This window comes from Anaerococcoides asporogena (assembly GCF_029590275.1).
Classification (GTDB): Bacteria; Bacillota; Clostridia; order Clostridiales; family Clostridiaceae; genus JG1575.
Genome location: NZ_CP120965.1, coordinates 1,781,613 through 1,807,448, shown reverse-complemented (window position 1 = coordinate 1,807,448; position 25,836 = coordinate 1,781,613). Strand labels below are relative to the sequence as shown.

The 25,836-nt window shown below is 55.4% G+C and carries 20 protein-coding genes; all 20 read right to left on the bottom strand.

All coding sequences use genetic code 11. The features are described 5' to 3' along the window. Positions 1-373: 373 nt before the first annotated feature. On the bottom strand, positions 374-1,384 hold the full coding sequence (locus tag P6M73_RS08480) for a glycosyltransferase family 2 protein (protein ID WP_277855673.1): 1,011 nt from the start codon (positions 1,382-1,384) through the stop codon (positions 374-376). A gap of 120 nt (positions 1,385-1,504) precedes the next feature. Further along, a complete protein-coding gene (locus tag P6M73_RS08475) occupies positions 1,505-2,593 on the bottom strand; it encodes an O-acetyl-ADP-ribose deacetylase (protein WP_277855672.1) in 1,089 nt (362 codons plus the stop codon). Positions 2,594-2,701: 108 nt separating this feature from the next. Further along, a complete protein-coding gene (locus P6M73_RS08470; RefSeq protein WP_277855671.1) occupies positions 2,702-3,703 on the bottom strand; it encodes an NAD-dependent epimerase/dehydratase family protein in 1,002 nt (333 codons plus the stop codon). 262 nt (positions 3,704-3,965) lie between these two features. Next, positions 3,966-6,533 carry a tetratricopeptide repeat protein gene (locus P6M73_RS08465; protein WP_277855670.1) on the bottom strand — a complete coding sequence of 856 codons (2,568 nt, stop codon included), beginning with the start codon at positions 6,531-6,533 and terminating at the stop codon, positions 3,966-3,968. Positions 6,534-6,950: 417 nt separating this feature from the next. After that, the gene (locus P6M73_RS08460; RefSeq protein WP_277855669.1) at positions 6,951-8,138 is read right to left on the bottom strand and encodes a M20 metallopeptidase family protein; all 1,188 of its coding nucleotides are present in this window, start codon (positions 8,136-8,138) and stop codon (positions 6,951-6,953) included. A gap of 74 nt (positions 8,139-8,212) precedes the next feature. Then, positions 8,213-8,887 (bottom strand): hypothetical protein, encoded by a 675-nt coding sequence (locus P6M73_RS08455; RefSeq protein ID WP_277855668.1) that lies wholly within the window; start codon positions 8,885-8,887, stop codon positions 8,213-8,215. Positions 8,888-8,899: 12 nt separating this feature from the next. Then, the gene (locus P6M73_RS08450) at positions 8,900-9,613 is read right to left on the bottom strand and encodes a DUF5058 family protein (RefSeq protein ID WP_277855667.1); all 714 of its coding nucleotides are present in this window, start codon (positions 9,611-9,613) and stop codon (positions 8,900-8,902) included. Positions 9,614-10,121: 508 nt separating this feature from the next. Then, positions 10,122-11,423 (bottom strand): replication-associated recombination protein A, encoded by a 1,302-nt coding sequence (locus P6M73_RS08445; protein ID WP_277855666.1) that lies wholly within the window; start codon positions 11,421-11,423, stop codon positions 10,122-10,124. 481 nt (positions 11,424-11,904) lie between these two features. Continuing rightward, complete coding sequence (locus P6M73_RS08440) at positions 11,905-12,537, bottom strand: gamma-glutamyl-gamma-aminobutyrate hydrolase family protein (protein WP_277855665.1); 633 nt, start codon at positions 12,535-12,537, stop codon at positions 11,905-11,907. A gap of 24 nt (positions 12,538-12,561) precedes the next feature. Continuing rightward, on the bottom strand, positions 12,562-13,722 hold the full coding sequence (locus tag P6M73_RS08435; RefSeq protein WP_277855664.1) for an SH3 domain-containing protein: 1,161 nt from the start codon (positions 13,720-13,722) through the stop codon (positions 12,562-12,564). A 189-nt stretch (positions 13,723-13,911) separates the two neighbouring features. Then, a complete protein-coding gene (locus tag P6M73_RS08430) occupies positions 13,912-15,246 on the bottom strand; it encodes an amidohydrolase (RefSeq protein ID WP_277855663.1) in 1,335 nt (444 codons plus the stop codon). Beyond that, on the bottom strand, positions 15,243-16,751 hold the full coding sequence (locus P6M73_RS08425) for an amidohydrolase (protein ID WP_277855662.1): 1,509 nt from the start codon (positions 16,749-16,751) through the stop codon (positions 15,243-15,245). The genes P6M73_RS08430 and P6M73_RS08425 overlap by 4 nt, the downstream gene beginning before the upstream one ends. A gap of 416 nt (positions 16,752-17,167) precedes the next feature. After that, positions 17,168-18,058 (bottom strand): ribokinase, encoded by an 891-nt coding sequence (locus P6M73_RS08420; RefSeq protein WP_277855661.1) that lies wholly within the window; start codon positions 18,056-18,058, stop codon positions 17,168-17,170. Positions 18,059-18,062: 4 nt separating this feature from the next. Next, on the bottom strand, positions 18,063-18,722 hold the full coding sequence (locus tag P6M73_RS08415; protein WP_277855660.1) for a YczE/YyaS/YitT family protein: 660 nt from the start codon (positions 18,720-18,722) through the stop codon (positions 18,063-18,065). Between the two features lie 43 nt (positions 18,723-18,765). Further along, the gene (locus P6M73_RS08410) at positions 18,766-19,692 is read right to left on the bottom strand and encodes an ABC transporter permease (protein WP_277855659.1); all 927 of its coding nucleotides are present in this window, start codon (positions 19,690-19,692) and stop codon (positions 18,766-18,768) included. Between the two features lies 1 nt (position 19,693). Then, a complete protein-coding gene (locus P6M73_RS08405) occupies positions 19,694-20,770 on the bottom strand; it encodes an ABC transporter permease (RefSeq protein WP_277855658.1) in 1,077 nt (358 codons plus the stop codon). Next, positions 20,751-22,316, bottom strand: a complete 1,566-nt coding sequence (locus P6M73_RS08400; protein ID WP_277855657.1) for an ABC transporter ATP-binding protein — start codon at positions 22,314-22,316, stop codon at positions 20,751-20,753. The genes P6M73_RS08405 and P6M73_RS08400 overlap by 20 nt, the downstream gene beginning before the upstream one ends. Before the next feature lie 86 nt (positions 22,317-22,402). Then, positions 22,403-23,566: a BMP family ABC transporter substrate-binding protein gene (locus tag P6M73_RS08395; protein WP_277855656.1), complete on the bottom strand. Its 1,164-nt coding sequence runs from the start codon at positions 23,564-23,566 to the stop codon at positions 22,403-22,405. Between the two features lie 368 nt (positions 23,567-23,934). Beyond that, positions 23,935-24,870: a nucleoside hydrolase gene (locus P6M73_RS08390; protein WP_277855655.1), complete on the bottom strand. Its 936-nt coding sequence runs from the start codon at positions 24,868-24,870 to the stop codon at positions 23,935-23,937. Then, positions 24,863-25,816: a nucleoside hydrolase gene (locus tag P6M73_RS08385; RefSeq protein ID WP_277855654.1), complete on the bottom strand. Its 954-nt coding sequence runs from the start codon at positions 25,814-25,816 to the stop codon at positions 24,863-24,865. Before P6M73_RS08385 ends, P6M73_RS08390 begins: the two co-directional genes overlap by 8 nt. Positions 25,817-25,836 lie beyond the last annotated feature (20 nt).

Here is a 25,836-nt window from a genome sequence, read left to right as displayed (position 1 = left end):
AAGGCAGTGAATCCTCCGGATCCGCCTCGTATCGGCCAGATCCGCAGAATCCACTGCAAATAGTATATGATTCATTATCAACAGGGCTGTTTTTCTGGCTTTCCTGTGCAGACTGTCTGGGTCCCAGCTCTCTTAATGCCTGGATTCCAGCTGATACACTTTCGGGATTCTATTTGAAACACTCCCTTGATTCTATCTGGAACACTCCCTTGATTCTATCTGGAGCACTCCCTTGATTCTATCTGGAGCACTACCTGAATTCCAGAACAAAGACCTGAGCCAATGCCGGCCCAAAAGGAAAGGTCCGTCATGAAGAGTCCGTCATGAAGAGTCCGTCATAAGGAATCCGTAAGGAACAGTCCATTCCGGAACGTCAGTCCTTGAGAAAATGGATCAGGATGGCTGGGGCATCCTGCCTTGCCATGGCTTGATAGAGTTCCTGTTCCGATTGGGGAAGATCCTCAAGATCAACGGCCGTGAGGCGTTGGCTGAGTTCGTCATCCATCAGGATCTGCTTGATCCGATCCATCTTTTCTTCCGGGGTCTGTTCCGGGAAGGTCGCTTCGCGCTCCAAAGCTGTCTTGGTAAACAGCAGATACCGGATATTGAGCCGGGTGGCCAGCTGGTCGTTCCAATAGGATTTCAGCACTTCTTCCAGCCGGTGCTGGACTGCCTTGCGCACTTCATACAGATGGCTTTCATGGCGGTGAACCAGTGATTGAGGATGGATCAGGTAATGGTAAAGCGGCTGATGAACCAATGCCAGCTTCGGTAGTGGAAGGAATAAGGTCATGGTAAACAGCAGATCTTCCATGATGTGCAGATCCTCCGGAAACCGCAGCCTGCGTCGGGTGATCTCCTCGGTTTGGATCATCAGCCGCCAGACGCTGCCCATAAAGACGGTGGGTGTTCCCATCAGATGATCCGGACCCAGGAGAGCCGGAATCACCTCATTCTGGATCTGGACCTGATTCAGCTCCGCTTCGGGCCAGGGGATCTCCATGGTTTTGACATGATCCGGATACTCCTTTTGGTAGCCGCACAGCGCGGCATTGCTCCCGGTTCGCTGAAGTGCGTTCCACATTACTTCCAGCATGTCGGGTTCGATCCAGTCATCCGAATCCACAAAGCACACGGTGTCCCCGCGCATGGCCTCAAGGCCTGCGTTGCGGGCAGCACCTGGCCCCCGGCCATCCAGCGTCAGCACCCGGATCCGCGGGTCAAATTCGGCATAGTTGAAGCAGATCTCCAGGCTTCGGTCAGATGAGGCATCATCAATCAACAGGAGTTCCCAGTCAGTCCAGGTCTGTCGCAGAATGCTGTTGAGGCATCGGTTCAGAAACGATTCGCTGTTTCGGATGGGGACGATCACACTGCAGGTCATGGAGCACCTCCCGGTCTGAATTGGAGTTGACAAGAGTTCAAAATGGCCAGCTGGATCGGACTCCAATGAATGCCAGCCACATCGCATCAATTAAAAGCTTCTGCAATGTTAACCCTGGAATCAGGCGCCCAGCAGGGCCTGCCCAAAGTAGAACAGTGCCTGGTTGATTTCGTGAATGTCGTAGATTTCACTGCGAATAAAGTACTCCACGATCAGATCCGACCGGCTGGCCGGAGACAGGGCATAGCCGGCGGTGCGAAGCAGTTCCCGGGTTTCCTCCAGCGACAGCTTCAGAGAAATCGCAAAGGCCAGCACGGTGGCTTTGCTGGGCTGATAGTTGGGATTGCTGCGAATCTTGGAGAACAGCTTGCGATCCAGGTTGGCTCGTTTGTATGCCAGTACGTCGCTGATTCCCCGGTCATCGATCAGGCGCAGCAGTCGTTCGGAAAAGCTTTCCCAGGGACGGTTCAGGTAGTCCTCCAGGGTTTCCGCCTTGCGGCGTGGAACCTCATAGTGTTCCCTTTGGCCGTTCGGTCCTTCCGGCGGCCGGCTCTGCTCCACCCGATCCAGGGTAAGCAATGAAACCGGGTCCTCCAGATTTCTCTCCTGCAGGGAGCGTCGGCGCAGCTTGCGGGCTGCATCCTCCGGATGTTCCACGATTTGGGCAGCTTCTGCCAGCTGGTCCTCAAACTGATCTTCCAGATAGGAGCTGATGTCCTCCACCAGATCCGGAGACAGCTGAAAGCTCTCCCGATCATAGATGATCAGATCTACGGCCAGGTCCGTCTCTTCCAGGAAGTTTGTGATTTCCGATATCGCCACTTTCAGGACTTCGGCTTTGGGGTACCCGTAAATGCCTGAGGAAATCAGGGGAAAGGCAACGGACTCCAGTCCGTTGTCCCGGGCCAGTTCCAGTGACCGGCGGTAGGCCGAGCGCAGGAGCAGTTCCTCCCCTTTCCAGCCCCCCTGCCAGACGGGCCCCACGGTATGGATGACATGACGTGCTTTGAGCCGGTATCCGCCGGTGATTTTCGCTTCGCCAGTCGGACAGCCTCCCAGGGTGCGGCATTCCGCGAGAAGTTCCGGGCCGGCTGCCCGATGAATCGCTCCATCCACTCCGCCGCCGCCCAGCAGGGAGTTGTTCGCCGCGTTGACGATGGCATCGACATCCTGTTTTGTTATGTCTCCAAATTTGATTTGTAACGGCATGATTTCCCTTCCCTTTCGTTATTGATCTGGATTGATCTGGATTGATCTGGATTTCTGCTTTCATAATACCAAACGAGTCGGACAGCTTCGCCTATAGTCTCTACCTGATTAGCGCTTGATTCGCCCCTGCGCTGCCAGCCACTGCCAGGTGTCATAAAGCGTCTGCCGCATGTCTCTGGTCTGGAAGCCGAGTTCCATGGCGGCTTTGTCATGGGAATAGTGATTGTCCGCCGTGAGAGTCTCTATTGAATAGCTCGTGAACAGCGGGGACTCATGGCGCAGACGGTAATACAGTTCCGCCAGCGGGGCGGTTCGCCGGATAAACCAGGTGGGGAGATAGGACCGGATCTTCTGTTTGCCTGTGATTTCACTGAGCAGATTCAGGATCTCCCTGATTTCGAAATAACGATTGGACAGAATGTAGCATTCTCCGGGCCGGCCCCGGTCGGCACAGGCGATGATGCCTCGGGCAACATCGCGGACATCCACGAAATCATAGCCGCCGCTCATGCCGGCAATCAGGCGGTGGGCACAGTAATCCAGAACCATTTGGGTCATGTGGCCATGGCCATAATCATAGGGACCGATGATTCCCGAAGGATGCACGACCTTGACAGCCAGTCCGCGGGAGGCTGCTGCCAGTACATAGGCGGAGGCTTCTGCCTTGGTTTTGGCATACTGGCCCACCACCTGATCGGGCGAAAAGGATGTGATTTCCCGGATGATGGATCCCCCCACAGAGTCCGGGATGGCATGAACCGAGCTGACATAAATAAGCTGCGAAACCCCGAATTCCACGCACAGATCCACGATGTTTCTGGTACCGCCCACATTGACTTCCTTCAGTTTGTCGGAGTGCTCTGATCGGATCGACACAATGCCGGCGCAGTGAATCACTACTGCCTGCTCCCGGGCCAGGGCTTCGAACAGCGGAATCAGGCTGGAGCAGATTGTGACATCTCCGGAAAAGATCCGCTCGGTACCCTCGACCACGCTCTGCTCGCCTTCCAGAAGAAACTGCCAGACCCGCCGCTTCTTCGCCAGAAGTTCTCTGACCACGACATTGCCCAAATGACCGGCCGCTCCGGTGACCACATATACGGGTTCCATGTCCGGCCTCCTTGTTCTTTGATGCTTCTATTCTACCGCTAATTTTTGAACAAACCGTGATTGAACCCGGGAGGGGCGAAACACAGAAATTGGAAACCCGGATGCTGGAAACACGGAGGATGGAAACTCGGAGGATGGAAACTCGATTCGTCTAAGCTGGGATGTCCGACGGTGCAGATATTTCCTGACCGAACGAATCGGGGACTGATTTCAATGAATTGAAATCAGTCCCCGGTGGCATTGGTTTTATGCTGCAAGCAGATTAATCAAGCTTTTTTCCAGTAATATAAGCGTCGATGTGCATGCTGTCCACGGCCTTATGCTGAAAGTTGAGCTTGAAACCATCAAACTTGATGTCAAGCTTTTCGCCCTGATCGGTTGCTGTCCAGTGATCCGGATCTTCCAGATAGGCGTACAGTTCCTGGTTGTCAAACTTTTCGGTAAACAAGCCAACCAGGAAGGTCATCCGATTCAATGCCTCATAGTCTCTTAAGTGATTGGAGAAGATTTTGGAGATTTTGATCTGGAACTCACTCATATCCGGAGAACAGGTCAGTTCCAGCGGTGTGGTGGCGCTGCTGTAGAAATATTGTTCGATGTAGAGATGAATTTTGCCCTCCTTGAGTTCAGCCTCAAAGGGAGTCAGTGTATTGCTCCCACCTGTTTCGATATCGAAGGATCCGATGCGGAATCGCTCCAGGCTGGCCATCGCCTGTATGATCGTATTGGTATTCTTATAGCCCTCGCATTGATCAAACCATGTCATTGCTGCCTTACCGAATTCTTCCGCTTCGTAATAATCGCCATTCAGGGCTTCGAGATAGTCGTCAAATTTTGCCAGGCCCCTGGTGTAGTAATGGTTCAAAATGATCTCATTGGCATCTTTATAGTCTTTGCATTGCAGAAGGGTCTCTATTCCCTCTTCTACTCTGCCCTGTTCCATTTGCTGTTTGCCGATTTCATACTGACACTGCTGCACTTTCTGGAGAGCGTCCAAATAGTCACCTGCCTCCGAAAATTGTTCCAGGGCTGACTCATATTCTTTCTGTTCGAGGGATTTCGATGCCAGGTCATAATGCCATGCCAGGATGATCGTGTCTGCGTCCTTGTATCCCGCGGCCTGATCAAAATATGGTCTTGCCTGATCGGCCTGGCCTTGCCCCAGCAGTTCAACCCCCAGAAGATAATTGCACTGAATCAGGTGATCCTTCGCGTCCTGATAATCTCCCGCTGTTTCAAAATGGAGAATGGCCCCCTGGTAATCCTTAATTTCCGCCTTCTGCTTGCCTTGAAGGTAATGATATTCCGGAATTTTTCCGGCAGCATCCTGATAACCCGCTGCGGCCTTGAAATAAACGGCTGCCTCATCAGCCAGGCCGGAAGTCAGCAACTGCTCGCCATAAAGATAATTTGACTCCAGGAACTGATCGGCTGCGTCCGAATAATTTCCGGCATTTTGGAAATGCGGAATTGCCTTCTCATAGTCCTTAAGCTCTTTGTACTGCACGGCAAGCAAATAGTTGGATTCTTTCAATTTCTCCGCACTGTCCTGATAGGACATGGCTTTTCCAAAGAAATCGATGGCAGACGCGTAGTCCTTTTCTTCGAGCTTCCCTAAGGCTGCTTTATAGTAAACTTCCAGTTTCCGCTGAGGGGCATCACGGTAGGAACCAACCTTATCAAAGTATTCGGCCGCTTCGGACAGCTGGTTTGATGCCAGCAGCTGTTCCGCTTTCCCATAGAAAGCCTGAGATTTGCGGTCATCATTCAGCAGCAGACGGTCCATCAGCAGTATGGTGCCCTCATAGTCTTTTTCCTGGAGATAGCGGTCAATCAGCCGAGTCTGGAACGTTCCTGTGGTATTCGGCGTCCAATAGAAGCCCGCTTTATAATCTGATTTGCTGATGGCTGTGATGGTCAGCTCCAGGCCGTTTTGTGTTTTATTCATCTCGTACAGCAGCTGATCCTGGAAGAAGGCGGGATTGTTAGAAGGAATCAGGTCTTTGCTCTCCAGAATTCTGGCCAGGATCTTTCCAGCTTCCTTGTCAGTCATGCCAGTCAGGGTCCTGATCGCTGAACGGAACACTCCATTGCTGGTCTCTCGGTACTCCTCGCCGGTTGGATTGTAGTTCGAAACACCGGTGGTAACCGCGGAAACATTTCCCAGGGCTGAGTCAGAATAAATCCCGATGACAACATCCTCATTCACAAAGCTCGACATCAGTAAGTCCTGCGTTTTTGTCAGATGAATGGTTTCATCCGCGATCATCGTCCCATCCGGTATCATCACGCCCTCAATTTTGGATTCCATCGGATGGAGTCCGAATTGATTCATGATTTTCAGCACAGGAATACTCGAATATTCCTTCACTTGACTGAACGTCGAGGAGTATTCGAAATTCCCTTTCTTGTCCATTTTGGTAATGCAAACGTAAAAATCATTCCTGGCGTAACCGCCAAAGGCATTCTGCCCGGATACATCCAGGTGAATGATTGCTCGCCCGTATGGATCCTTCTCGAGGACTCTGGATTCATTGTAGACTGCTGTCGACGGGTTTAGCAGAGTCCCTTCCAGTACTTTTTTGGCCGAACCGATATAGTAGTCGTCCCCCACCTGATCCACTTTCTGTTCTGTGAGAAATTGTGCTCGGATTAACTCATTGTACTTGGAGGTATATTCATGGACTTTCATGGACAGATTGGGCACCCCCTGGTACCCGTCCGGATTGCTGCCTACATTTACCGAGTTAACTGTGGAGGAATCAAGGGAAGAGCTGCAGCCAGTCACCAGGAACAGACCGACCAGAAGGACCAGAAAAGTTTTTCTCATAGAACACCCCTGTCATATGTATTTATATTTAAATATATGTTATCATTTCATCGATTATTTTTGTAATCCTTTTAATAAAATCAATATGTTTATAAATTACATTACAAACACCCACTTTCTTTAATAATTCAAATGATTCATCACGATTAATAGCATCTCCGTTTATCAAATTGAATTTTTCTGTCGTCTAATGATTTCTTAAAGCAAAAACTGATGGAAGTCCCCGGGAAACCTGGTTCAGATTTCCCGGGGACTTCCATTGAATTCTGCGATGACCGCAGTTTGTCTTTTGTTAATGTTGGTTGTTTTTATCTTTTGATATTCCAGAGCACTTTTTCTTTGAATTATCAGCAAACAGCAGCTGCATCACTTTCCAGTGATTACAACAAATGCCAATGAATCAACCCTTGCTTTGGACTATTTCAGCAGATCCAGAGCCGCTTTGACAAACAGGCCGACACCGGAGGGGAGCAGATCCTCATCAATCGCGAACTTCGCGTTGTGGTGGGGATAGCAGACACCGTCAATGGCCATCGGGTTTTCAAAGAAGATAAAGGTTCCGGGTACTTCCTGCAGGTATTCAGCAAAGTCTTCTCCGCCCATGACCGGTTTGGTCATGTAGAGTACGCGGTCTTCGCCGAAGAGTTCCTTGGCGGACTCATAGGCCTTGGCAGTAATTTCGCTGTCATTGATCAGCGGAGGAGCGCCGCGGAAGTATTTGAATTCCACACTGCCGCGGAATGCTTTGGCAATGCTTTCTGCAATTTCACCGATGCGGGTTTCCAGCATAGCACGGGTTTCTGCGGTCACTGCGCGGGCGGTTCCTTCGATTTCAACTTCACCGGGGATGACATTGTAGGTGGTTCCGGCATGGAATTTGCCGATGGTAACAACGCCTGGCTCAGCCGGCTCGATTTCACGGGAGATGATCTCCTGCAGAGCGGTTACGATGTAGCTGGCGATGACAATGGTGTCCTTGGACTGGTGCGGATAAGCGCCGTGTGAACCTTTGCCCTTGACTTTCAGGGTAAAGCGGTCCAGAGATGCCATCATGGGGCCCTGCCGGAAGGAGAACGTGCCTGGTTTGCTGTCATCGCTGAGATGACCGATATGCAGACCCAGGATGCAGTCAACGTCGGGGTTCTTGAGCACGCCGCCTTCAACCATCGGACGGGCTCCGGCTGAGACTTCTTCACCCGGCTGGAACAGGAACTTGATGGTTCCGCCGAACTGATCCTTCATGGAATTCAGGACTTTGATCGTTGCCAGCAGGATTGAGGTGTGACCGTCATGGCCGCAGGCATGCATGCTGCCGTTAGTGGAAGCAAAGGGCAGACCTGTGTCTTCCACAACCGGAAGAGCGTCCATGTCAGCGCGCAGGGCGATGACTTTGCCGTTGCCGGCTCCGGTTCCGGTGATGGTGGCCACGATTGAGGAATTCACGCCGACATTGGTCTTGTACTCAATGCCCAGTGAATCCAGGACTCCAGTGACATATGCCACCGTCTGGGGCAGTTCGTTTCCCTGTTCCGGAATCTGATGCAGATCCCGTCTCCAACGAATCAGTTCGTCTTTGACTTCATCCATTAATCTTGTGATGTCCATTGAAACCTCCTTATGGTCAAAAAAAATATCAGGATCTTCTCCCGGGGGTAACCCGGGAGAAGATCCTGTAATGGTTACGCTTTTTTCGCCTGCTGGCTGTTGAGGAAGAATCCAAAACCAACCGTACTGAAGACAACGATCGGAATCATGAAGTAGACCGGAATAACTTTGACCACGACGACCAGGAATAATCCAAGAGCCAGAGCAAAAACGGCCAGAATCGGTTTCTTGACAGCATACATGCCAAAGGCAGCGGCGAAGATGGCAGTGGATACATACTTGAAGCCTTCGATCACGATGGGAGGCATGACGCTCATGATGGCGGCTCCGCCCACAGCTGCGATGGTCACAACGATCAGGTTGGTGATGATGGATCCGGCGATACCCAGGGTGGAAACGAGCTCTGCCCGCTTGCTGCCTGGCTCAACGCCGACAGCTTCCTGAGCCACGGCAGAACATGGTACACGCATGTTTCCGATGTTTCCCGCGAGGAAGGACATGTAGGTTCCGGGCAGACCCAGTACCGGGAAGTAGGAAATGGGTTCAACGATGGCGTAGATGCCATAGATGGATGCGATCAGGACCCAGCCCTTTAAGATGTCAGCGACGGGAGGCATTGCTCCGAACACCAGAGCCATGACGCCGGCAGGAATGAAGCACAGTGGGATGGCGATCAGGTTCGTCAGACGACCCCACTTGATGATCTGTTTTGTAAAATGCTGCTCGTATAAAGCTTCTTTGTTTTCCATGTTCTTCCCCTCCTACATGTGGTTGTAAGCAACTGCCGCGATCATACCGATGACCATGGCGATGCCCAGATTGAATTCGACCAGTTTCGGGATTTTCTTAGCGATCCGCTCAAGGACGAGCATGGACACGAAAGCGGCAACTGCGGCCACAATGATTCCGCCGGCACCGGGTTTGAGTCCCTTGTTGATTTCATTGGAGACGAGGAATCCCATGGCTCCGAGCATCGCTCCGGTTCCGAGGATACCGATCTTCTTGGCATCGCCGCCGGATACTTTATGAGTGATCTTTTCCAGCTTGTCTGAGAATAGAGCGGTGGTCAAAAGCCAGGCGCTGCCGTTCAGGGCCATAACCCAGGTTGCATTGGCAAAGTTGAGGAGTCCGTAGCCTTCTCCACCCAGTGATACGCCCTGAGCCTGAGCTGCCATGTTGGCGGCTGCCAGTTCTGTCGGAGCGGCACCGATGATGGCCAGACGCTGCCAGGCCAGCGGTCCGCCGATGGCTGCCATGAGGCCGAGCATTACGACGAATACGCCGAGAGCCGGTCCGATGGCTGACGTTGCGCCAACCCGGAACGCCTTCATGGCTTCATCGTGGGAGAGGTCCGCGTACTTGGCGCTGTCCAGAGCCTTGCGCACGAAAATGATGGCCTGCAGGGCTACGATCAAAACGACCGGGCTTACAGCGAGCCAAAGGTACATGCTGTTCGCTTTGCTTAAATAATCCATAACAATACCCCCATATGATTAGGTTATCCGCAAACTTAATCGTTTACGAATTTACAAGTATTATTATAGAATGCCCACAATCCGAATACAATCGTTTTCCCAAAAATTGATAAGTTATGAATTTAGTTGTATTTTTTTCATAATAAGGTCACTCCTTCCCAAAAATGTCGCCTCCAATTAAATAATTCACAATAATTGAGAAGTTGTAAATAACACTTGATTTTTCAGTTTTCATCACAAGTTGATCCACATCAAGTTATTATGTTATCCCAATGGTTTTTCTATCTTCATGTTAAAGTGCCCTATTCGTCTTTTTTCTGTATCCATGCTGAACATCATCTGTTTATCATCTGCATCCTAAGTTAAGGCACTGGCCAAAACCCTGTTTTTCCTGATCAAAAATACCCAGGCAATCCGTCCGAACGGATCCCTGGGTATTTTTGATTCAATTGATTTTTTTGTGTTCTTTAGGGCAATCGGTCCACCCCCGCTGCCCAATCGATGGGTTCTATTTCTTCCTGCTGTCTTTTTCCTGACGCAGAACTTCCGCCTTGAGCGCCTCCCAGTATTTTCGGGTGGTGTCCTCCATCTTGTTGTCCCCGTACTCGTAGAAGGTCTGGCCGGTCAGTCCCGTCGGCATGTACTGCTGGGCGACCCAGTGACCGGGAAAGCTGTGAGGATACTTATAGTGCTGAGCCCGTCCCAGGGACTGAGCGCCGCTGTAATGGCCATCCCGGATATCCGCCGGGATTTCTCCGATGTTCTGCTGCTCAATGGCCTTGGCGGCGGTCCAGTAAGCCATGGGAGCACTGTTGGATTTCGGTGCGGTGCAAAGCAGTACGGTGGCATTGGACAGTGGCAGCAGCGCCTCGGGCATGCCCAGCTGGAGCGCGGTGTCCACCGCGGCCTTGACGATGGGGATTGCCATGGGATAGGCCAGGCCAATGTCTTCGTTGGCAATGCACAGCAGCCGGCGGGACACGGACAGCAGGTCCCCGCCCTTGAGCATCATGGCCAGGTAGACAATGGCTGCGTCCGGATCGGATCCGCGCACGGATTTATGGAAAGCAGACAGCAGATCATAATGGCTGTCCCCGTCGGAGTCATAGTTGAGCATCTTGCGCCCCAGCAGCGCCTCGGCATCCGCTTCGGTCACTTCCACCACCTCGGAGCCCGCGCCGTACCGGCTGATAAAGAGCATCTCCAGGGCATTGAGGCCTTTTCTCATATCGCCATCGCTCTGCGCTGCGATGTTGCCCAGGACTTTTTTCGGCACCCGGAACTCCTTCAGGCTGTTTTCCCGGCGCAGCACCTCCATGCCGCGATCAAGTCCTTTCAGGATGTCCGCCGGATCCAGGGGCTTGAACTCAATGACCAGACAGCGGGACACCAGCGCCTTGAACACCGCAAAATGCGGATTTTCCGTCGTGGATCCGATCAGTATGACGCGGCCGTCCTCAATGTAGTCCAGCAGTACCTGCTGGTTCCGTTTGTTGAACATATGGATTTCATCGATGTACAGGATGATCCCCTGATACCCCATCATGGTATTGAGCTGATCCAGGACTTCCCGCACATCCTTGAGCGAATCCGTGGAGGCGTTGAGCATGAAGAACTGGCGGTCCGTCAGATCCGCCAGAAGCCTGGCAATCGTGGTCTTGCCGGTCCCCGGCGGTCCGTAGAACAGCATGTTGAGCAATTTTTTATTCCCGATCATGGAGGACAGGATCTTCCCCTCCCCCACAATATGTTTCTGCCCGATGACCTCATCGATGTTCGACGGACGCAGGCGTGACGCTAAAGGTTCCATGGTATTCCTCTTTTCTTGGCTTCAAACTCTTGTTCTAATTATACCACACCCAGTCAGCTCCGTTGGCAGCACTCGGAATGTACTTCCTGCATCCCCCGGAATCATCTTCCTGCATTACCCGAAATCCACTTCACAGCATCCCTCAGAGCACACTTCACAGCATCCCCCAGAGCACACTTCATTTCATCAAGGGAATGTACTTCGCTCATCGGCCGGATGGCATGAGCAAGCCACCCTGATGCGGTTGCAGGGTGGCTTGCCTTTTTAAATTGGAGTGGCTTGCTGTCATCACTCCAGGGTAACTTGATGCCATAATGTCTGATTGACTTCACCGGATTTGCCTGAAGCCGGAGATCTGGCTGCACACCGCCTGTTCAGAGTTCCCGCTTTCAACCTCCGATTGTCATCCGTCCGCTCTGCCTGCAGTCTGTTCTTTGACCCGTGGACTCCGTCATAAGACCATTCCGGCAGCCGAATCCCGCTAACGGGACTGTTCCACCAGTTCAACGAACAGGCTGTGATAGATGGTGTTGCCGTCGCTGTACATGCGTTCCGGATGGGCGTCGATGCCCAGGAAGAAGGTTTTATCGGTGGCTTCGATGCCTTCGATGCCGCCGTCGGTGCTTCGGGCGCTGATTTTCAAGTCCTGGCCCAGGGTCTTGATGATGAAGCGGTGGTAGGAGTTGACGTTGTCGCGGCCGGCGCCTACCAGACTGGCAAGGCGGGTACCGGACACAATGTCGATGTCATGGTAGTAGAAAGCATTCTTGCTGGGATCGCGGTGGATCAGGGATCGTTCATAATCGGTGGTGACCAGATTGGTCAGGGATCCGCCGGAGAGCGCGTTCATGAGCTGGAATCCGCGGCATACGCCCAGGGTGGGAAGATCCCGGTTCATGGCTTCGCGCATCAGGTGGTAATCGGACACGTTGTTCTCGCTGCCCGGTACCTGTCCGTCGCCATAATACGCCCCGTAATAGTAGCGGGAATCCACCGCTGCGCCGCCGGGGAAAATGATGCCGGATACCGAATCCAGGGCTGCTCTGGCCTGGGCCCGGGTCGTCACTTTCGGCAGAAGGACGGCTTCACCCCCGGCCCGGGTCACAGCATCCACATAGTACTTCAGGGGATAGGTTGATCAGGCAATGCCGATGCGGGGTCTGGCCGATGTGCTGAGAGCCTGGGGCGAGACAAACGCTGTATTCATGTACCCGGTCTGCCGTCCGGCTGTCGTTTCATAGACAATCTTTGCCCAGGAATCCGCCAGGGAGACAACGCCTACTGCCGTGCCGGGATTGAGGCGGGCTATTCGGCTGAAGCCGGTCCCGGGACCGCTGCGGACATCGCCCTGAGCGTTCAGAACATAAGGCTTGGCGCCTTCAAACACGGCGCGGCGGGCAGCGGGCTGCTGCAGCAGCACCGGCGTGATGTAGGACAGGGTCAGATAGCCGGTGCGGCCGGCGGTGCGGACCTGGGCCCAGCCTTCCTTGGCCAGGCCGATATAGGACAGCGTGGTCCCCGCCGGCAGGTTGCGGATCAGCGGGTAGGTCGACGCCGGGCCAGTCCGCAGATTGACCGTAGTCCGGGTCACATAAGGCACGATGGAGACTTCCCGGGTCGGATCCCCCGGATCTTCGGGACTGCCCGCCTCGGCCAGATATCTGGCAAAGGCATAGCCGGTACGTCCGCCATAAGAAATCTTGAGCCAGTCTGCTCCGGCGTAGCCCAGGAGCTGAACCCGGGTGCCTGATGACAGGTAGCTGATCAGCGCGTAGCCCGACCCCGGACCGGTGCGGAAATTGACGCTGGCAATGGTGACATAGTCCTGGGAAGGCACTTCCACCTCAATGGCCTTGAGGTATTTGGCAGAGAGATATCCGATCTTGCCCTGAGACCGGACTTTGTACCAGGTGGAGGTGGTTTTGGCAATCAGCTCCACTTCCACGCCCTGTTCCAGCTTCTGGATCACGGCATAGGCGGTCCCCGGACCAGTCCGGAAATTCACCGAAGAGGTGGTGACATAGGATCCATAAGTCCGGATATTCTCCGACGGGTTGATCCAGCCGCCGGGCTGACCTTCCTCCCGGGAAACATTGACCATTCCGTTGAAGGTCTTGTAGAGATAATAAGTGCCGGCTTCATAGGTTCCGGCCGGGTCAGCCGTCTGGGCTGCCTGATAGGAATCCAGATAGACGGGGATCCGGGAGTGAACGGTGTAGACGGTGGCGGCAAATGCCGGCGGCGCGGCTGCGAAAATCATCAGGAAAAACAGGGCAAGGGCCAGCGTTCGTTTCTTCATGGAAATCTCCTTTGATGCATCAGTTCGTTCAGTCCGAAGCCAATGTCCAGGCGTACCGTGGGATCCGATCGGGATCCAGGCCGCATGGACAGGGGTTCTTCCTTATTTTATGGGATTTCATGAGGCGCCGCAATGCTTCAGGAGCATTTTTCCTATGATACAGCACAGTTTTTCACATTTCCGACCGGTTTATTTCCGGGCCCGCGCATCCAGCTCCCGGGCAAACCGGGCAATGCGCCGGGTCTCCTGCCGGACCTGTTCCAGGTTCTGTTCCTGATCCAGCGTTTTCATCTTCCGGTCCTGCATCAGGATGCGGCCGCTGACCATGGTCAGCGTAATGTTGTGAGGGTGAGCCGCATAGACGATGGCGGAATATGGATCATAGATCGGCTGGATGTTGGGCGCTTTGGTGTCCAGGAAGATCAGGTCAGCCGCTTTGCCCGCTTCGAGGGAGCCGATGAGGTGATCCAGCTTCAGGGCTCTGGCTCCGCCGATGGTGGCCAGTTCAAGAGCTTCGGCGGCCGGACAGAGGCGGTTGTCCAGCGCCTTCTGCTTGTGGGTCCGGGTATAGGTGCTCAAAAGACTTTGGATATCCTGGTGGTTTCCGCTCATGGGGCCGTCGGTGCCCAGTCCCAGGGCGAGCCCGGCCTGATGCATGGCCGGCGCCGGTGAAATGATGCGCCCGCTTTTGGCATTGGCGGCCACGTTATGGGCTCCGCCCACGCCATGGCGGACCAGGGCGCGGATATCGGCCTCGTCCACATAGACCAGGTGGGCGGCGATGAGCCGGTCCGTCAGAAGGCCAATGGCTTCCATCTGCTGCACCGGGCTTTTGCCATAGCGCCGGGCAAACTCCTCCACCTCAAAGGTCATTTCGGCCAGGTGCATGACTACGGGAACGCCATAGGATTCGGACAGCTGATTGATGATCTGCAGGTGCTCCTCATCGCAGGTATAGGGTGCATGGGGCGCAAAAGCTGGCGTGATCAGAGAGTCCCCGCGCCAGGCTTCGACAAACTGACAGGCCCGGTCGATGCCGCCGTAGGGCTGCGGAGCGTCCGGCGCCGGCTTGCCCAGAATGGTCTGCCCCAGGACGGCGCGGACTCCGGCCGCCTGGACGGCTTTGGCGACCTCTTCTTCAAAGTAGTACATGTCACAGAAGGTGGTGACGCCGCCCTGGATCAGCTCCAGCAGGCTGAGCCGCGCACCGGCTGCCACCATTTCCGGATCCAGCAGTTCTTCTTCCAGGGGGAACATGTAGCGGCGCAGCCGGTCGGGCATGTCCTCGCCCAGGCTGCGGAACAGGGACATGGAGATGTGGGTGTGGCAGTTGACAAACCCCGGCAGCACCAGGCTGCCCCCGGCATCGATCCAGTCGATGGTCTCGTCCCGGACCCATTCCGACGGTTCCCCCGCCCCCAGGGCGGCAATGCGGCCCTCCTCGATGAGGAGCCAGCCGTTCTCATAAACAGTCCGTTGGGGATCCATGGTGATGATCCAGCCGTTTTTGATTCCGGTCTTCATGCGTCTGCCTCCTCGCATGCCTGTGTTGCTTCCGCTGAAGCGGGATCGGCTTCCGCTGAAGCGGTCTCTGCGTCCGCTGCGATGCCCAGCCAGTCGGCCAGATACTGCTCCCGGGTCAGGCGGGGCGGATTCTTCTCCAAAATGGTTCGGGCCAGAGTACCTTGTTTCATCACCAGATCAACAATGGTGCCGGTGACGGCTTTGGCGGGAATGAGGTAGGCCATTTCTTCATCGGCGATCTCAAAATTAGGTCCATGGACGTTGCCGGAAAAGCCGCCGAACCCGAACTGGATGACGGGCATCAGTGCGCCCAGGTCGCCGATGTCGCCGGAGGCAAAGGAGCGCTGGCCGTCGATGATGGCATCTTCCCCGATGAAGCGCGTCAGATTGCCGCGCAGCACGGCGGAGAGATCACGGCACTGAGCCAGGGGCAGGTATCCCGGGGTGTCTGTGATGAGGACCTGAGCGCCCATGGCATGGGCTCCGGCCTCAAAGGAGCGGTTGACCTTGCGGCTGGCATCGGCCATGGCTTCCAGGGTGCGGCCCCGGACGTAGTAATCCAGGCGAACCCGTTCGGGGACGGAATTGACGGTCTGGCCGCCTTCAGTGATGATGCCGTGCACCCGGATCATGTCGTCTTCCCGGAAGGTCTCGCGCTGGGCATTGACGGCCATCAGCCCGATGTTGGCCGCCTGAAGGGCATTTACCCCCAGATGCGGGGTGGCGCCGGCGTGGGCGGCCTGGCCGGTATAAGTGATCTGCTTGGACAGGAAGCCATTGAGGGAGGAATTGATGTCTCCGGCCCGGTCCGGCACCCCGCCCATGGTATGGCAGGAAATGGCCAGATCGATGTCGTCGAACACGCCGCAGCGGATCATATCCTGCTTGCCGGACATGTGGCGGATGAGGCCCTGTTCCATGAGGCTGCGGCGGAAGGCAAAGTCGGTGAACTCCTCCGCCGGAGTACCGATGAGGCTGACGCGGCAGCCCGTTCCCGCCAGGACGCCGGAGTCATGAATGGCTTTCATCACCCCCAGCATGATCGTCAGCTGATTGGAGTGAGCACAGGCATGAGCGGCCCCCTGATCCGTACTGGCGCAGCGATGCCCCGGAGTGGGAATGGCATCCAGTTCCGCGATTAACGCGATGTGCGGCCCCTCCCCCTGCCCCAGCGTACAGCGAAAGCCGGTCATGGACAGTCCGGTTTCCAAGGACATGCCGTGACGCTCCAGGAACGATGCCGCCTGATCTCTCGTTCGGAATTCTTTGAACCCCAGTTCCGGGTGTTCAAACAGATCCCGCCCCAGCGCCAGAAGCTCCTCCCGGATCGAATCGATGATCTTTTCCATCTCCTCTTTATGGTTCTTTTTATTTTCTCCGCTTTTGAGTTCTTCCCTGCTTAGGTTGTCTTCCCTGCTTTGGATGTCTTTCCTGTCTTTCATGTCATTCAAATTTTGTCTGTCTTTCATTTCATTCACGTCTTCCCTATCTTGTATGTCTTTCAATGCTCTTCCTCCTCCCCTTCCGGTTATTCCTGATGTACTGCTCTGATTCCTCTATTGCGGCATTCGCTTCCTTGTGGATCAGATGTTCTGATGCCTCTTGGCTCGTTGGAACATATGGCTTGTTCTTGTTCTGTTATGCATCGCTCTTCCCAGTTTATGAGGCCGAGGTCTTATGGCACTGGGGTCATCGCTCCTGGTCGTTCGTGGTTCTTATACGGGAACAGGCCGCTGTCCTTGCGGCAGCGGCCTGTTCCCTTTGTCCCGTTGGGAGGCGGGTCATGGGGTTCATGCCCGCTGCCCGTTCAAGCAGTCTGTTTCCAGGGCTTGCTGTCAGTATCATTCATGTCGGTTCCGTTGATGTCGGTTTAAGCGGGATCTGTTCCTGTGATGGACCGTTTGTCGCTGTGGGTTGACCGCTAGTCCATGGAGGCTGCCATGACTTCATCCAGGTATGGGATGGAGACGGCGGCGCCTTTGCGGGTGACGGAGATGGCGGCCGCTTTCTGGGCGACGGCGATGGATTCAGGCATGCCTTTGTATTTGGCGGTCATGCCGATGAAGTAGCCGGTGAAGGCATCGCCGGCGCCGGTGGTGTCCACGGCTTTGACCCGGAAGGCACGCTGGTGGCCGGAACCTTCCACAGGGGACGTGTAGTGCACGCCGTCCGCGCCCAAGGTCAGGATGATGTTGGAATTGGGATACCGGCTGCTCATGGCGGTGAGGATCGCATCGGGTGCGGTCTCGCCGGAGAGGAGCTGTCCTTCCACTTCATTGACGATGAGATAATCGCACAGGTTCAGGGGCAGGTTCTTGATGGTTTCATCAATGGGTGACGGATTGAGGAAGATTTTGATGCCTTTCTCGTGGGCCCGGGTGATCAGGTAGCCGAGGTTGTTGACTTCGTTCTGGAGGACCAGGAAGTCGCCGCGGTGGAGCTGATCGAGTACCGTATCGATGAAGGGGGTGTCATTTTGCTTGTTGGCACCATCGTAGAGGATGATGCAGTTTTCGCCGGTGTCGTTGACCTGGATGACGGCGGTGCCGGTTCCGATGTCCAGGGTGCGGACAAGGCTTCGGTCCAGGCCGTTCTCATCGCAGACTTCCAGGAGCATGGCACCGTCGGGTCCGACCGATCCGGCCATGAGTACGGTGGCCCCGGATTTCATGATGGCCATGGCCTGATTCAGGCCTTTGCCGCCGGGGTACAGGGTAAGGCCCTTTGACTGGATGGTTTCCTTAGGTTGCACGAATTCGTGAACCGAGAAAACCATATCGATATTCAAAGAACCGAAGCAGCAGATTTTCATTCTTTCACTCCTCGCGTATCGGGTTTTCGTTCAAATGCAGTTGATGGGCCATGGGTTCGGTGAACTTTTCCATAAACCAGGCGATCAGCGGTCCGCCGGTGAGTACCGAGATGACGGAGCCGAACCCGAACACGCCGCCCAGCAGGATGCCGGCGATGGTATAGATCAGGTCGGACAGCATCTTGATCACCTTGTACTTGAGCCGGAATTTTTCGCACAGCCGAACCAGCAGGGAATCCACGGTGCCAAAGCCAAACTTCACCGACAGGTTCAGGGCAATGGCATAGCACAGGACCACCTGCCCCAGGAGCATCATGCCGATGCGGGTGCCCAGGCGGGGGTCGGCACCGAAGATCTTAAGGATGACGGGATCGAACAGATTCATCAGGGGTCCGGTCACAACGGCGCCGATGACGGTGCCGATGTGGATGTACTTGCGAGCAAACAGGATGGCCAGGGCCAGCATGACCAGGTTATTGTACAGCGAAGCGGTACCCATGGGGAGCGCCAGCGACAGGCGCAGGCCGTCAATCCAGACGGTGATGGGGTCTGAGCCCAGGCGGCTTTGCAGAAACAAGGTAATGCCCAGGGCAATCAGCACCGTGGAGAAGCTGATCAGGATCGATTTCTTCAGGATTACGTCGGATGGTTCTTTTCGGATCATCTTCCCTCCTCCTTTCGGATCGGCGGTTCACCGGATCGCGGGATTATGCTTCCACTTTCTTTTTCTTTTTGACATTCCGTTCCCGGATGATGGAGAAGATCACCAGTCCCACGATGGTGGAGACGTAGGGGATCATTTGAACAAACTCGGCGGGAATCTTCAAGGCCTGGAGGGAGTTGGCCGCCACGTCGGCGCTTCCGAAAATGACGGAGGCCAGGAGGCTGCCCAGGGGGGAGCCGTTGCCCAGGTTCATGGCTGACAGACCGATGAAGCCGCGGCCGGCCACCATGTCGCGGGCAAACCAGGAAACATAGCCCATGGACATGTAGATGCCGCCCAGGGCGCCGATGAAGCCGCTGATGACGAAGGAGCTGATCTGGATGCGTTCCACGTCGATGCCGACGGATTCGGAGGCATTGGGATTTTCTCCGACGGACCGGATGCGCAGTCCCTGGGGCGTCTTGAAAATGAAGAAATTGACGAGGAAGACGGTCAGGAACGCGAGGTAAGTCATGGCATTGTGGTTGGAGAAGACCGCTCCGAGGAACGGGATCGAGGACAGCAGCGGGATTTGCAGTTCGGGCACCACCAGGCTCTTCAGGTTCGAAGAAGTTCCCTTGTCGCCGGAGGCGAGGAACATGACCACGATGGTGAGTCCCGATGCCAGGAGGTTGGCCGCGATGCAGGTCAGGACCATGTCGGCCTTGAGCCGCAGCGACAGATACGCGATGAAGAACGCGAACAGGACACCGGCTAACAGGGCAATCAGAATGCCCAGCACGAGGCTGCCGGTGGCAGCGGATACGACAACGCCGGTAAGGGCGGAGATAAGCATGATACCTTCCACGGCCATGTTGGTCAGGCCGGCTTTGCGCGAGACCAGGGCGGCCATGGCGGCAAAGATGATGGGCGTGGAGACGCGGATGATGGAATACAGGATGCTGGCGATGGTAGTCAGATTCAGATCCATGCTATTTGCCCTCCTTCAGTTCCAGTTCTTTGCGGGATGCCTTGGTGATGGCGCGGTGCTTCATGCCGGAGAGGAACATCTCGGCGGCGATGAACATGATGACGATGGCCTGGATGACCTGGACGAATTCCACGGGAATGTCCGAGGTCCGGGAGATGACGTCGGCGCCGATGCGCAGGTACGCCAGGAAGAACGCGGCAAAGGGTACCAGGGCCGGGTTCTTTTTGGCCAGGATGGCGACCAGCATGCCGTCCCAGCCGTAGCCGGGCTGCTTTTCCCACTGAAAGCGGGTGTACATGCCGAGGATCTCGGTGGCGCCGCCCATGCCGGCCAGGATTCCGCCCAACAGACTCGCCAGGAGAATGACGCGGTTGACCTTGATGCCGGAGTATTTGGCGAAGTTCTGGTTTTCACCGGTCATGCGCAGTTCATAGCCCCATTTGCTCTTGTAGAGGAACAGGTAGACCAGAACGATCATAACGACGACCAGGAGGAGACCGGCATGGATCCGGGTCTTGGAGATCAGAACCGGGAGCTTGGCCGTCTTGGGGATGAGATACGAGGCGTTGAAGCCGGAAGCCATGTCTTTCATATGATACATCAGGACGTACATGCCGGCAAAATACAGGACATAGTTCATCATGATGGAGGAGACGACTTCACTGGCCTTCCACTTGACCTTGAGCACGGCCGGGATCAGGGCGATGACACCGCCGACCAGAGCGGACAGGATGATGACCACAGCGGCATGCAGGCCGGTGGGCATGGAAATGTTCAGGGACAGCCAGGCGGCAAAGGCGCCGGAGAAGTAGAAGACCCCTTCCCCGATCAGGTTGAACTGGGCGGCCTGGAACAGGATGCAGATGCCCAGCGCCGTAAAGGTGATGGGGATCATGAGTTCGATGACGTTGGCAAAGCGCCGGAAGGATGAGAGCGGACCGATCAGAAAGTTCTTCATCGCCTCAAAGGGGGCATCACTGATGGAAGCGATGACCAGAAGGGCCAGCACCAGGGCGATGCCGATGGCGATGAGGGTCCGCAGCAGATCATATCTGCGCTCAATTTGTTTGGTGTTCATAGACTGCCCTCCTCAATTCTTCCGGAGTCTGTTTGTTGATGCCCAGCATGTATTCACCCAGGGTGAATTCGGTAATCTGCGAGGCATCCTCAAAGTAGGCGACGATTTCGCCGTTGTGCATGACGATGATGCTGTCGCTGGTTTCCAGGGCCTCGTTGAGGTCCGCGGACACCAGGAGCACGCCGACGTTCTGTTCCCGGGCGATCTCAATGAGCTTGCGCCGGATGAACTCGGTGGCGCCGACGTCGATGCCGCGGGTCGGCTGGTTGGCGACGATGACTTTCATGTTGGCGGTGAATTCCCGGGCCACGATGACCTTCTGGATGTTGCCGCCGGAGAGCATGCGCACCGGCTGATCCTGGTTGTCGCACTTGATCTTGTAGTCCTTGATCAGGCCGGCGGAGAGCTCTTCGATTTTCTTGTGGTTGAGCAGTCCCCGGTTGAATTCTTTCTTGTAGTAGCGGTCCGAGATCAGGTTGTCCTTGACGCTGGCGTTGGCGGCCGCGCCGAAGGTCATGCGGTCTTCGGAGATGTGGGAGATGCCCGCTTCGCGGATCTGGCGGATGGACAGTCCCCGGATGTTTTTGCCGTCGATGATAACTTCTCCGCCGTAGCCGGTCATAAGGCCGGTCATGACCTGGGTCACTTCATTCTGGCCGTTGCCCTCGACGCCGACGATGCCGACGATCTCGCCCTGACGGATGGTAAAGCTGACGTCCTTGATGACGTCCTTGCCGTCAGAGTTCTTCAGGTAGAGGTGCTCAATGCTGGCCACGACTTTCTTGGGCTGAGCCTTGTCCTTCTCGATGTTTAAGATGACGTCGCGGCCCACCATCATGCGGGAAATGTCCTGCTCGGAGACTTCATCGATGTGCTTCTTGCCGATCATGCGGCCGTTGCGCAGCACGGTGACGCGGTCGCAGATCTCCTTGACTTCGTTGAGCTTATGGGAGATGAAGACGATGGTGTAGCCGTCGTCGCGCAGCTTCTTGAGCTCGACGAAGAGCTCTTCGGTCTCCTGGGGGGTCAGTACGGCGGTGGGCTCATCCAGAATGAGCACTTCAGCGCCCCGGATCAGGGCCTTTAAGATCTCCACCTTCTGTTTCTGGCCGACAGAGATGTCCTCGACCAGATCCATCGGATCCACGCCCAGGTTATATTTCGTGGAGACCTCGCGGGTCATGTCCACGGCTTTTTTCATGTCAAATCGAATGCCTTTTTTGGGCTCCATGCCCAGTACGATGTTTTCGGCCACGGTCAGTGACGGAACCAGCATGAAGTGCTGGTGGACCATGCCGACGCCCAGGGCGATGGCATGCAGCGGGTCCTTGATCTTGACTTCCTGGCCTTTGATGAAGATCTGGCCCTCTTCCTGATTTTCAATTCCAAACAGGATCTTCATGAGGGTGGTTTTCCCTGCACCGTTCTCACCAACCAGCCCATGGATCTCGCCCTTTTCAACGGACAGCGTGATGTCCTTGTTGGCGACAAAGCCATTGGGATAGACTTTGGTAATGTTTTTCATGAGGATCATTTCCTGTGGCAAAATAGCACCTCCTGCTAAGTGTATGGCGAAGTTTTTTCAAAGATTCAGGGAGCCATCAGCGGCTCCCTGAGTTCCAAGCAGCCAGATTATGGCTTGATGCTGTTCTTCAGTTCGACAAATTGTTCGTTGGTCATGGTGAAGGCGCTCGGTACGGTGTACTCGCCGTTCTTGACCTTGTTTTCCAGTTCATCGACCCAGGTCTGAACCTCAGCCGGAACATTCTTCTTGTAGTTGTCATTTCTGGCCAGGCCGACAGCGCCTTCCTTGATACCGAAGGATTCCAGCTTGCCCCAGTTCAGGGAGCCTTCCTGGTGCTTCTTGATCACGAGGTAGAGGGTGTCGCCGACGTTCTTCAGCGCGGAGGTCACAATGGCATTGGCCTTGGCGGAATCGCCTTCAAACATCAGGGTCTGGTCGGAGTCAACGCCGATGGCCCACAGTTTCTTTTCCGCAGCGGCTTCGATGACGCCCAGTCCGGCTCCGCCGGCTACGCCGTGGAGGACATCCGCACCCAGGAGAACCTGCGCGAAGGACATTTCCTTGCCCTTGGCGGAGTCAGTCCAGTTTCCTACGAAGGAAACGGCCACTTTGATGGCAGGGTTCGCCTGCTTAGCTCCGTCGATGTAGCCTACGAGGAAGTCGTTGATGATGGGGTTTTCCTGTCCGCCGACAAATCCGATGACGCCGGATTTGGACATTTTGCCGGCAATGGCGCCAGCCAGGAAGTCGGCTTCATTCTGCTTGAAGATGATGCCGTACAGGTTGTCGTTTTCTACAGCGTAAGACGGGCTGACGTCGAAGGAAACGAATTTGACATCGGGATATTCCGGAGCAACCAGCTGAACGGCTTCGATGAGTCCGCCGGAAGCAACCATGATGATGTCGGTACCGTCATCGGCGACGTCGCGAACGGTGGGTTCCTGCTTGGACGGGTCGCCGCCCAGCTCGATGACCTTCACTTCGGTGCCCAGCTCGGCTTCGGCTTTCTTCAGTCCGGCCCAGGCAGAGTCATTGAAGGACTTGTCGCCCAGGTTACCGCCGACAATCAGGGTTACCTTAAGCTTTTCGCCGGATGCCGTGGTGGTGGCAGGCGTTGTTTCAGCTGAAGTTCCGGCTGTGGTGGTTCCGGCAGCAGTGGTTCCGGGGGTGGTTCCGCCGGCTGTGGTGGTCGGTGTGGTCGGAGTGCATCCGGCTACGAGGCCGATTGCCAGGACGGAGGTGGTCAGGATGGACATGAGTTTCTTCTTCATTTTGTTCTCTCCCTGTTTTCTACAGATTTTTTTGATTGAATCTTTTGTCTTTGGCTTTGAAGAATTTTGTCTTTGGGTTGTCCTGAAGGGTCATCTTGGGTTCTTGGAGTTGTCTCAGGTTCATCTTGGGTTCTTGGAGTTGACTAAGGTTTCGTCTTTGGTTGTTTGAGTTGTTCTGAGGGTCATCTTTGATTGGTTTTGGTTCAACTTTGGTTTCGTCTTTGGTTCAACTTTGGTTTCGTCTTTGGCTGATCCGGAGCTCATCTTTCAATGGATCCGGAGTTCAACTTATGTTCGGGTGCTGGAGTTCCCTCCTGCTGCCGCTTACGGATGACAGATCAGGTATTTTCAGATCAGGTATTTTCAGATCAGTTCTTGTAGAACTCGAGCATGGACGCCAGCATCTGCTTGAACAGATCCCGGTTGGTGACCATGGCAACCTCCACGTTGGGGGCTTTGCCGCACAAGCCTTTGAAATCACAGACGGTCTGGCCGTAGGTGTTTTTGCCGGTGTACTCGCAGGTCACATAGGCCGGTTTGGTCTGGGCAAAGGATTCGTCCATGAGGTAGGCGACGGTGATGGCATCATGCAGGGTGATGGTGCCGCCCCAGTCCTTGCCGTCGCGCAGGCCGAACACGTAGTGGTTGATGCCGGCGATGAGACCGCGCACGGAGGTGTCGGGCTGTTCCATCTCATACATTTCCTCGGAGGTCAGAGCGGACTGGCGGGTTGCGTTGAGTCCGAACATGGTCACGGGGATGCCGGAATGGAAGACGATTTCGGCGGCGTGGGGATCAACCCAGATGTTGAATTCGCCGTACTGGGAGTGGTTGCCGACGGTGGCGGAGCCGCCCATGATGACGATGCGCTTGACGTAGTCTTTGAGATCGGAGTATTTCATGATGGCGATGGCGACGTTGGTCAGGGGTCCGACGGCGATGATTTCGAGTTCGCCGGGGAATTTCTTAGCTTCTTCGTACATGACGTCCCAGGCTTTCATGGGATCGTAGTCCCGTTTGGCCATGGGCAGCGTGTAGCCGGCCATGCCGTTGCCGCCATGGATCTCCCCTGCGGTCTGCAGTTCGATGATCAGCGGGCGGTCTGCCCCTTTGGCGACGCGGGTTTCAATGCCCAGCATGTCGGCCAGGTCCAGGGCGTTGCGGGTGGTGTGCTGGTATTCGACGTTGCCGGCTACCGGGGTGATGGCCCGGATGTCGAAGCCGGGGAAGCTGTGAGCCAGCATGATCGCGTAGGCGTCGTCCACACCGGGGTCGCAGTCAATGATGATTGGAATCTTAGGCATGGGGCTTCACCTCCTCGGTCAGCGCGGTCAAGGCTTCGACCATATAGTCAACGAAGGCGGACCGGTCCACATCGAGGACCACTTCCACGTTCTTATGGGCTTTGGTGACGTCATCCAGATCGGTGACGGTGCAGCCTCTGGTGTATCGTCCGTCCAGGTCGATGACGACGTTGTAGAGAGCGGAGGTAAACAGCTCGGGGCGCAGAATCTTGGCGACGGCCACGGCGTCGTGGACGGCGATTCCCTGATTGCCGCGCAGGGCAATGGCATGTCCGTAGAAGTCAAGGATCTCGCCGGTCAGGGTGGAGGCTTTGTTGCCGATGGCCTTGATCCGGGCGACGTCCGCTTCGGTCAGGCTGGACTTGTAGGTGACGTCCAGACCGCACATGGTGAGCGGTATGCCGGAGGAGAAGACGATGTGGGCGGCTTCGGGATCCTGCCAGATGTTGAACTCGGAGGTCGGGGTTTTGTTTCCGCCCAGGGCCGCTCCGCCCATGATGACGATCTCGTCGATGCGGTCGCGCACTTCCGGGGCCGCGGCCAGGAGGGTCGCGATATTGGTCAGCGGGCCGATGGCAATGATCTTGATGCGCTCGGTGGTTGCCTTGAGTTCATTTTCCATGAACTGGACGGCGTTGATGGCTTCCGGTTTGCCCTGGCACAGGTCTGGCAGACTGGTGCCGTCCATACCGGATTTGCCGTGGATGTCCTCGGGCAGTTCCTGGATCTGAACCAGCGGCCGGCCGGCTCCCCGGTAGACTTTGATGTCACGTCCGAAGTGTTCGAGCAATCGCAGTGCGTTATTGGTGTTATTCTCAATGGTGTTGTTTCCGGCAACGATGGTGATTCCCCTGATATCCAGCTCCTTGCTGGCCAGGGCCATCATCAGAGCGATGGCATCATCGTGTCCCGGATCCGTATCAATGATTACGGGTATCCTGTTCATCCCTATCTCCTTCAAGTTGT

Bases quoted from the DNA above. Each gene is read 5' to 3' on its own strand.
- P6M73_RS08480 (WP_277855673.1), bottom strand. From the start codon at position 1,384: ATGACCTGCAGTGTGATCGTCCCCATCCGAAACAGCGAATCGTTTCTG.
- P6M73_RS08475 (WP_277855672.1), bottom strand. From the start codon at position 2,593: ATGCCGTTACAAATCAAATTTGGAGACATAACAAAACAGGATGTCGAT.
- P6M73_RS08470 (WP_277855671.1), bottom strand. From the start codon at position 3,703: ATGGAACCCGTATATGTGGTCACCGGAGCGGCCGGTCATTTGGGCAAT.
- P6M73_RS08465 (WP_277855670.1), bottom strand. From the start codon at position 6,533: ATGAGAAAAACTTTTCTGGTCCTTCTGGTCGGTCTGTTCCTGGTGACT.
- P6M73_RS08460 (WP_277855669.1), bottom strand. From the start codon at position 8,138: ATGGACATCACAAGATTAATGGATGAAGTCAAAGACGAACTGATTCGT.
- P6M73_RS08455 (WP_277855668.1), bottom strand. From the start codon at position 8,887: ATGGAAAACAAAGAAGCTTTATACGAGCAGCATTTTACAAAACAGATC.
- P6M73_RS08450 (WP_277855667.1), bottom strand. From the start codon at position 9,613: ATGGATTATTTAAGCAAAGCGAACAGCATGTACCTTTGGCTCGCTGTA.
- P6M73_RS08445 (WP_277855666.1), bottom strand. From the start codon at position 11,423: ATGGAACCTTTAGCGTCACGCCTGCGTCCGTCGAACATCGATGAGGTC.
- P6M73_RS08435 (WP_277855664.1), bottom strand. From the start codon at position 13,722: ATGAAGAAACGAACGCTGGCCCTTGCCCTGTTTTTCCTGATGATTTTC.
- P6M73_RS08430 (WP_277855663.1), bottom strand. From the start codon at position 15,246: ATGAAGACCGGAATCAAAAACGGCTGGATCATCACCATGGATCCCCAA.
- P6M73_RS08420 (WP_277855661.1), bottom strand. From the start codon at position 18,058: ATGAAAATCTGCTGCTTCGGTTCTTTGAATATCGATATGGTTTTCTCG.
- P6M73_RS08415 (WP_277855660.1), bottom strand. From the start codon at position 18,722: ATGATCCGAAAAGAACCATCCGACGTAATCCTGAAGAAATCGATCCTG.
- P6M73_RS08410 (WP_277855659.1), bottom strand. From the start codon at position 19,692: ATGGATCTGAATCTGACTACCATCGCCAGCATCCTGTATTCCATCATC.
- P6M73_RS08405 (WP_277855658.1), bottom strand. From the start codon at position 20,770: ATGAACACCAAACAAATTGAGCGCAGATATGATCTGCTGCGGACCCTC.
- P6M73_RS08395 (WP_277855656.1), bottom strand. From the start codon at position 23,566: ATGAAGAAGAAACTCATGTCCATCCTGACCACCTCCGTCCTGGCAATC.
- P6M73_RS08390 (WP_277855655.1), bottom strand. From the start codon at position 24,870: ATGCCTAAGATTCCAATCATCATTGACTGCGACCCCGGTGTGGACGAC.
- P6M73_RS08385 (WP_277855654.1), bottom strand. From the start codon at position 25,816: ATGAACAGGATACCCGTAATCATTGATACGGATCCGGGACACGATGAT.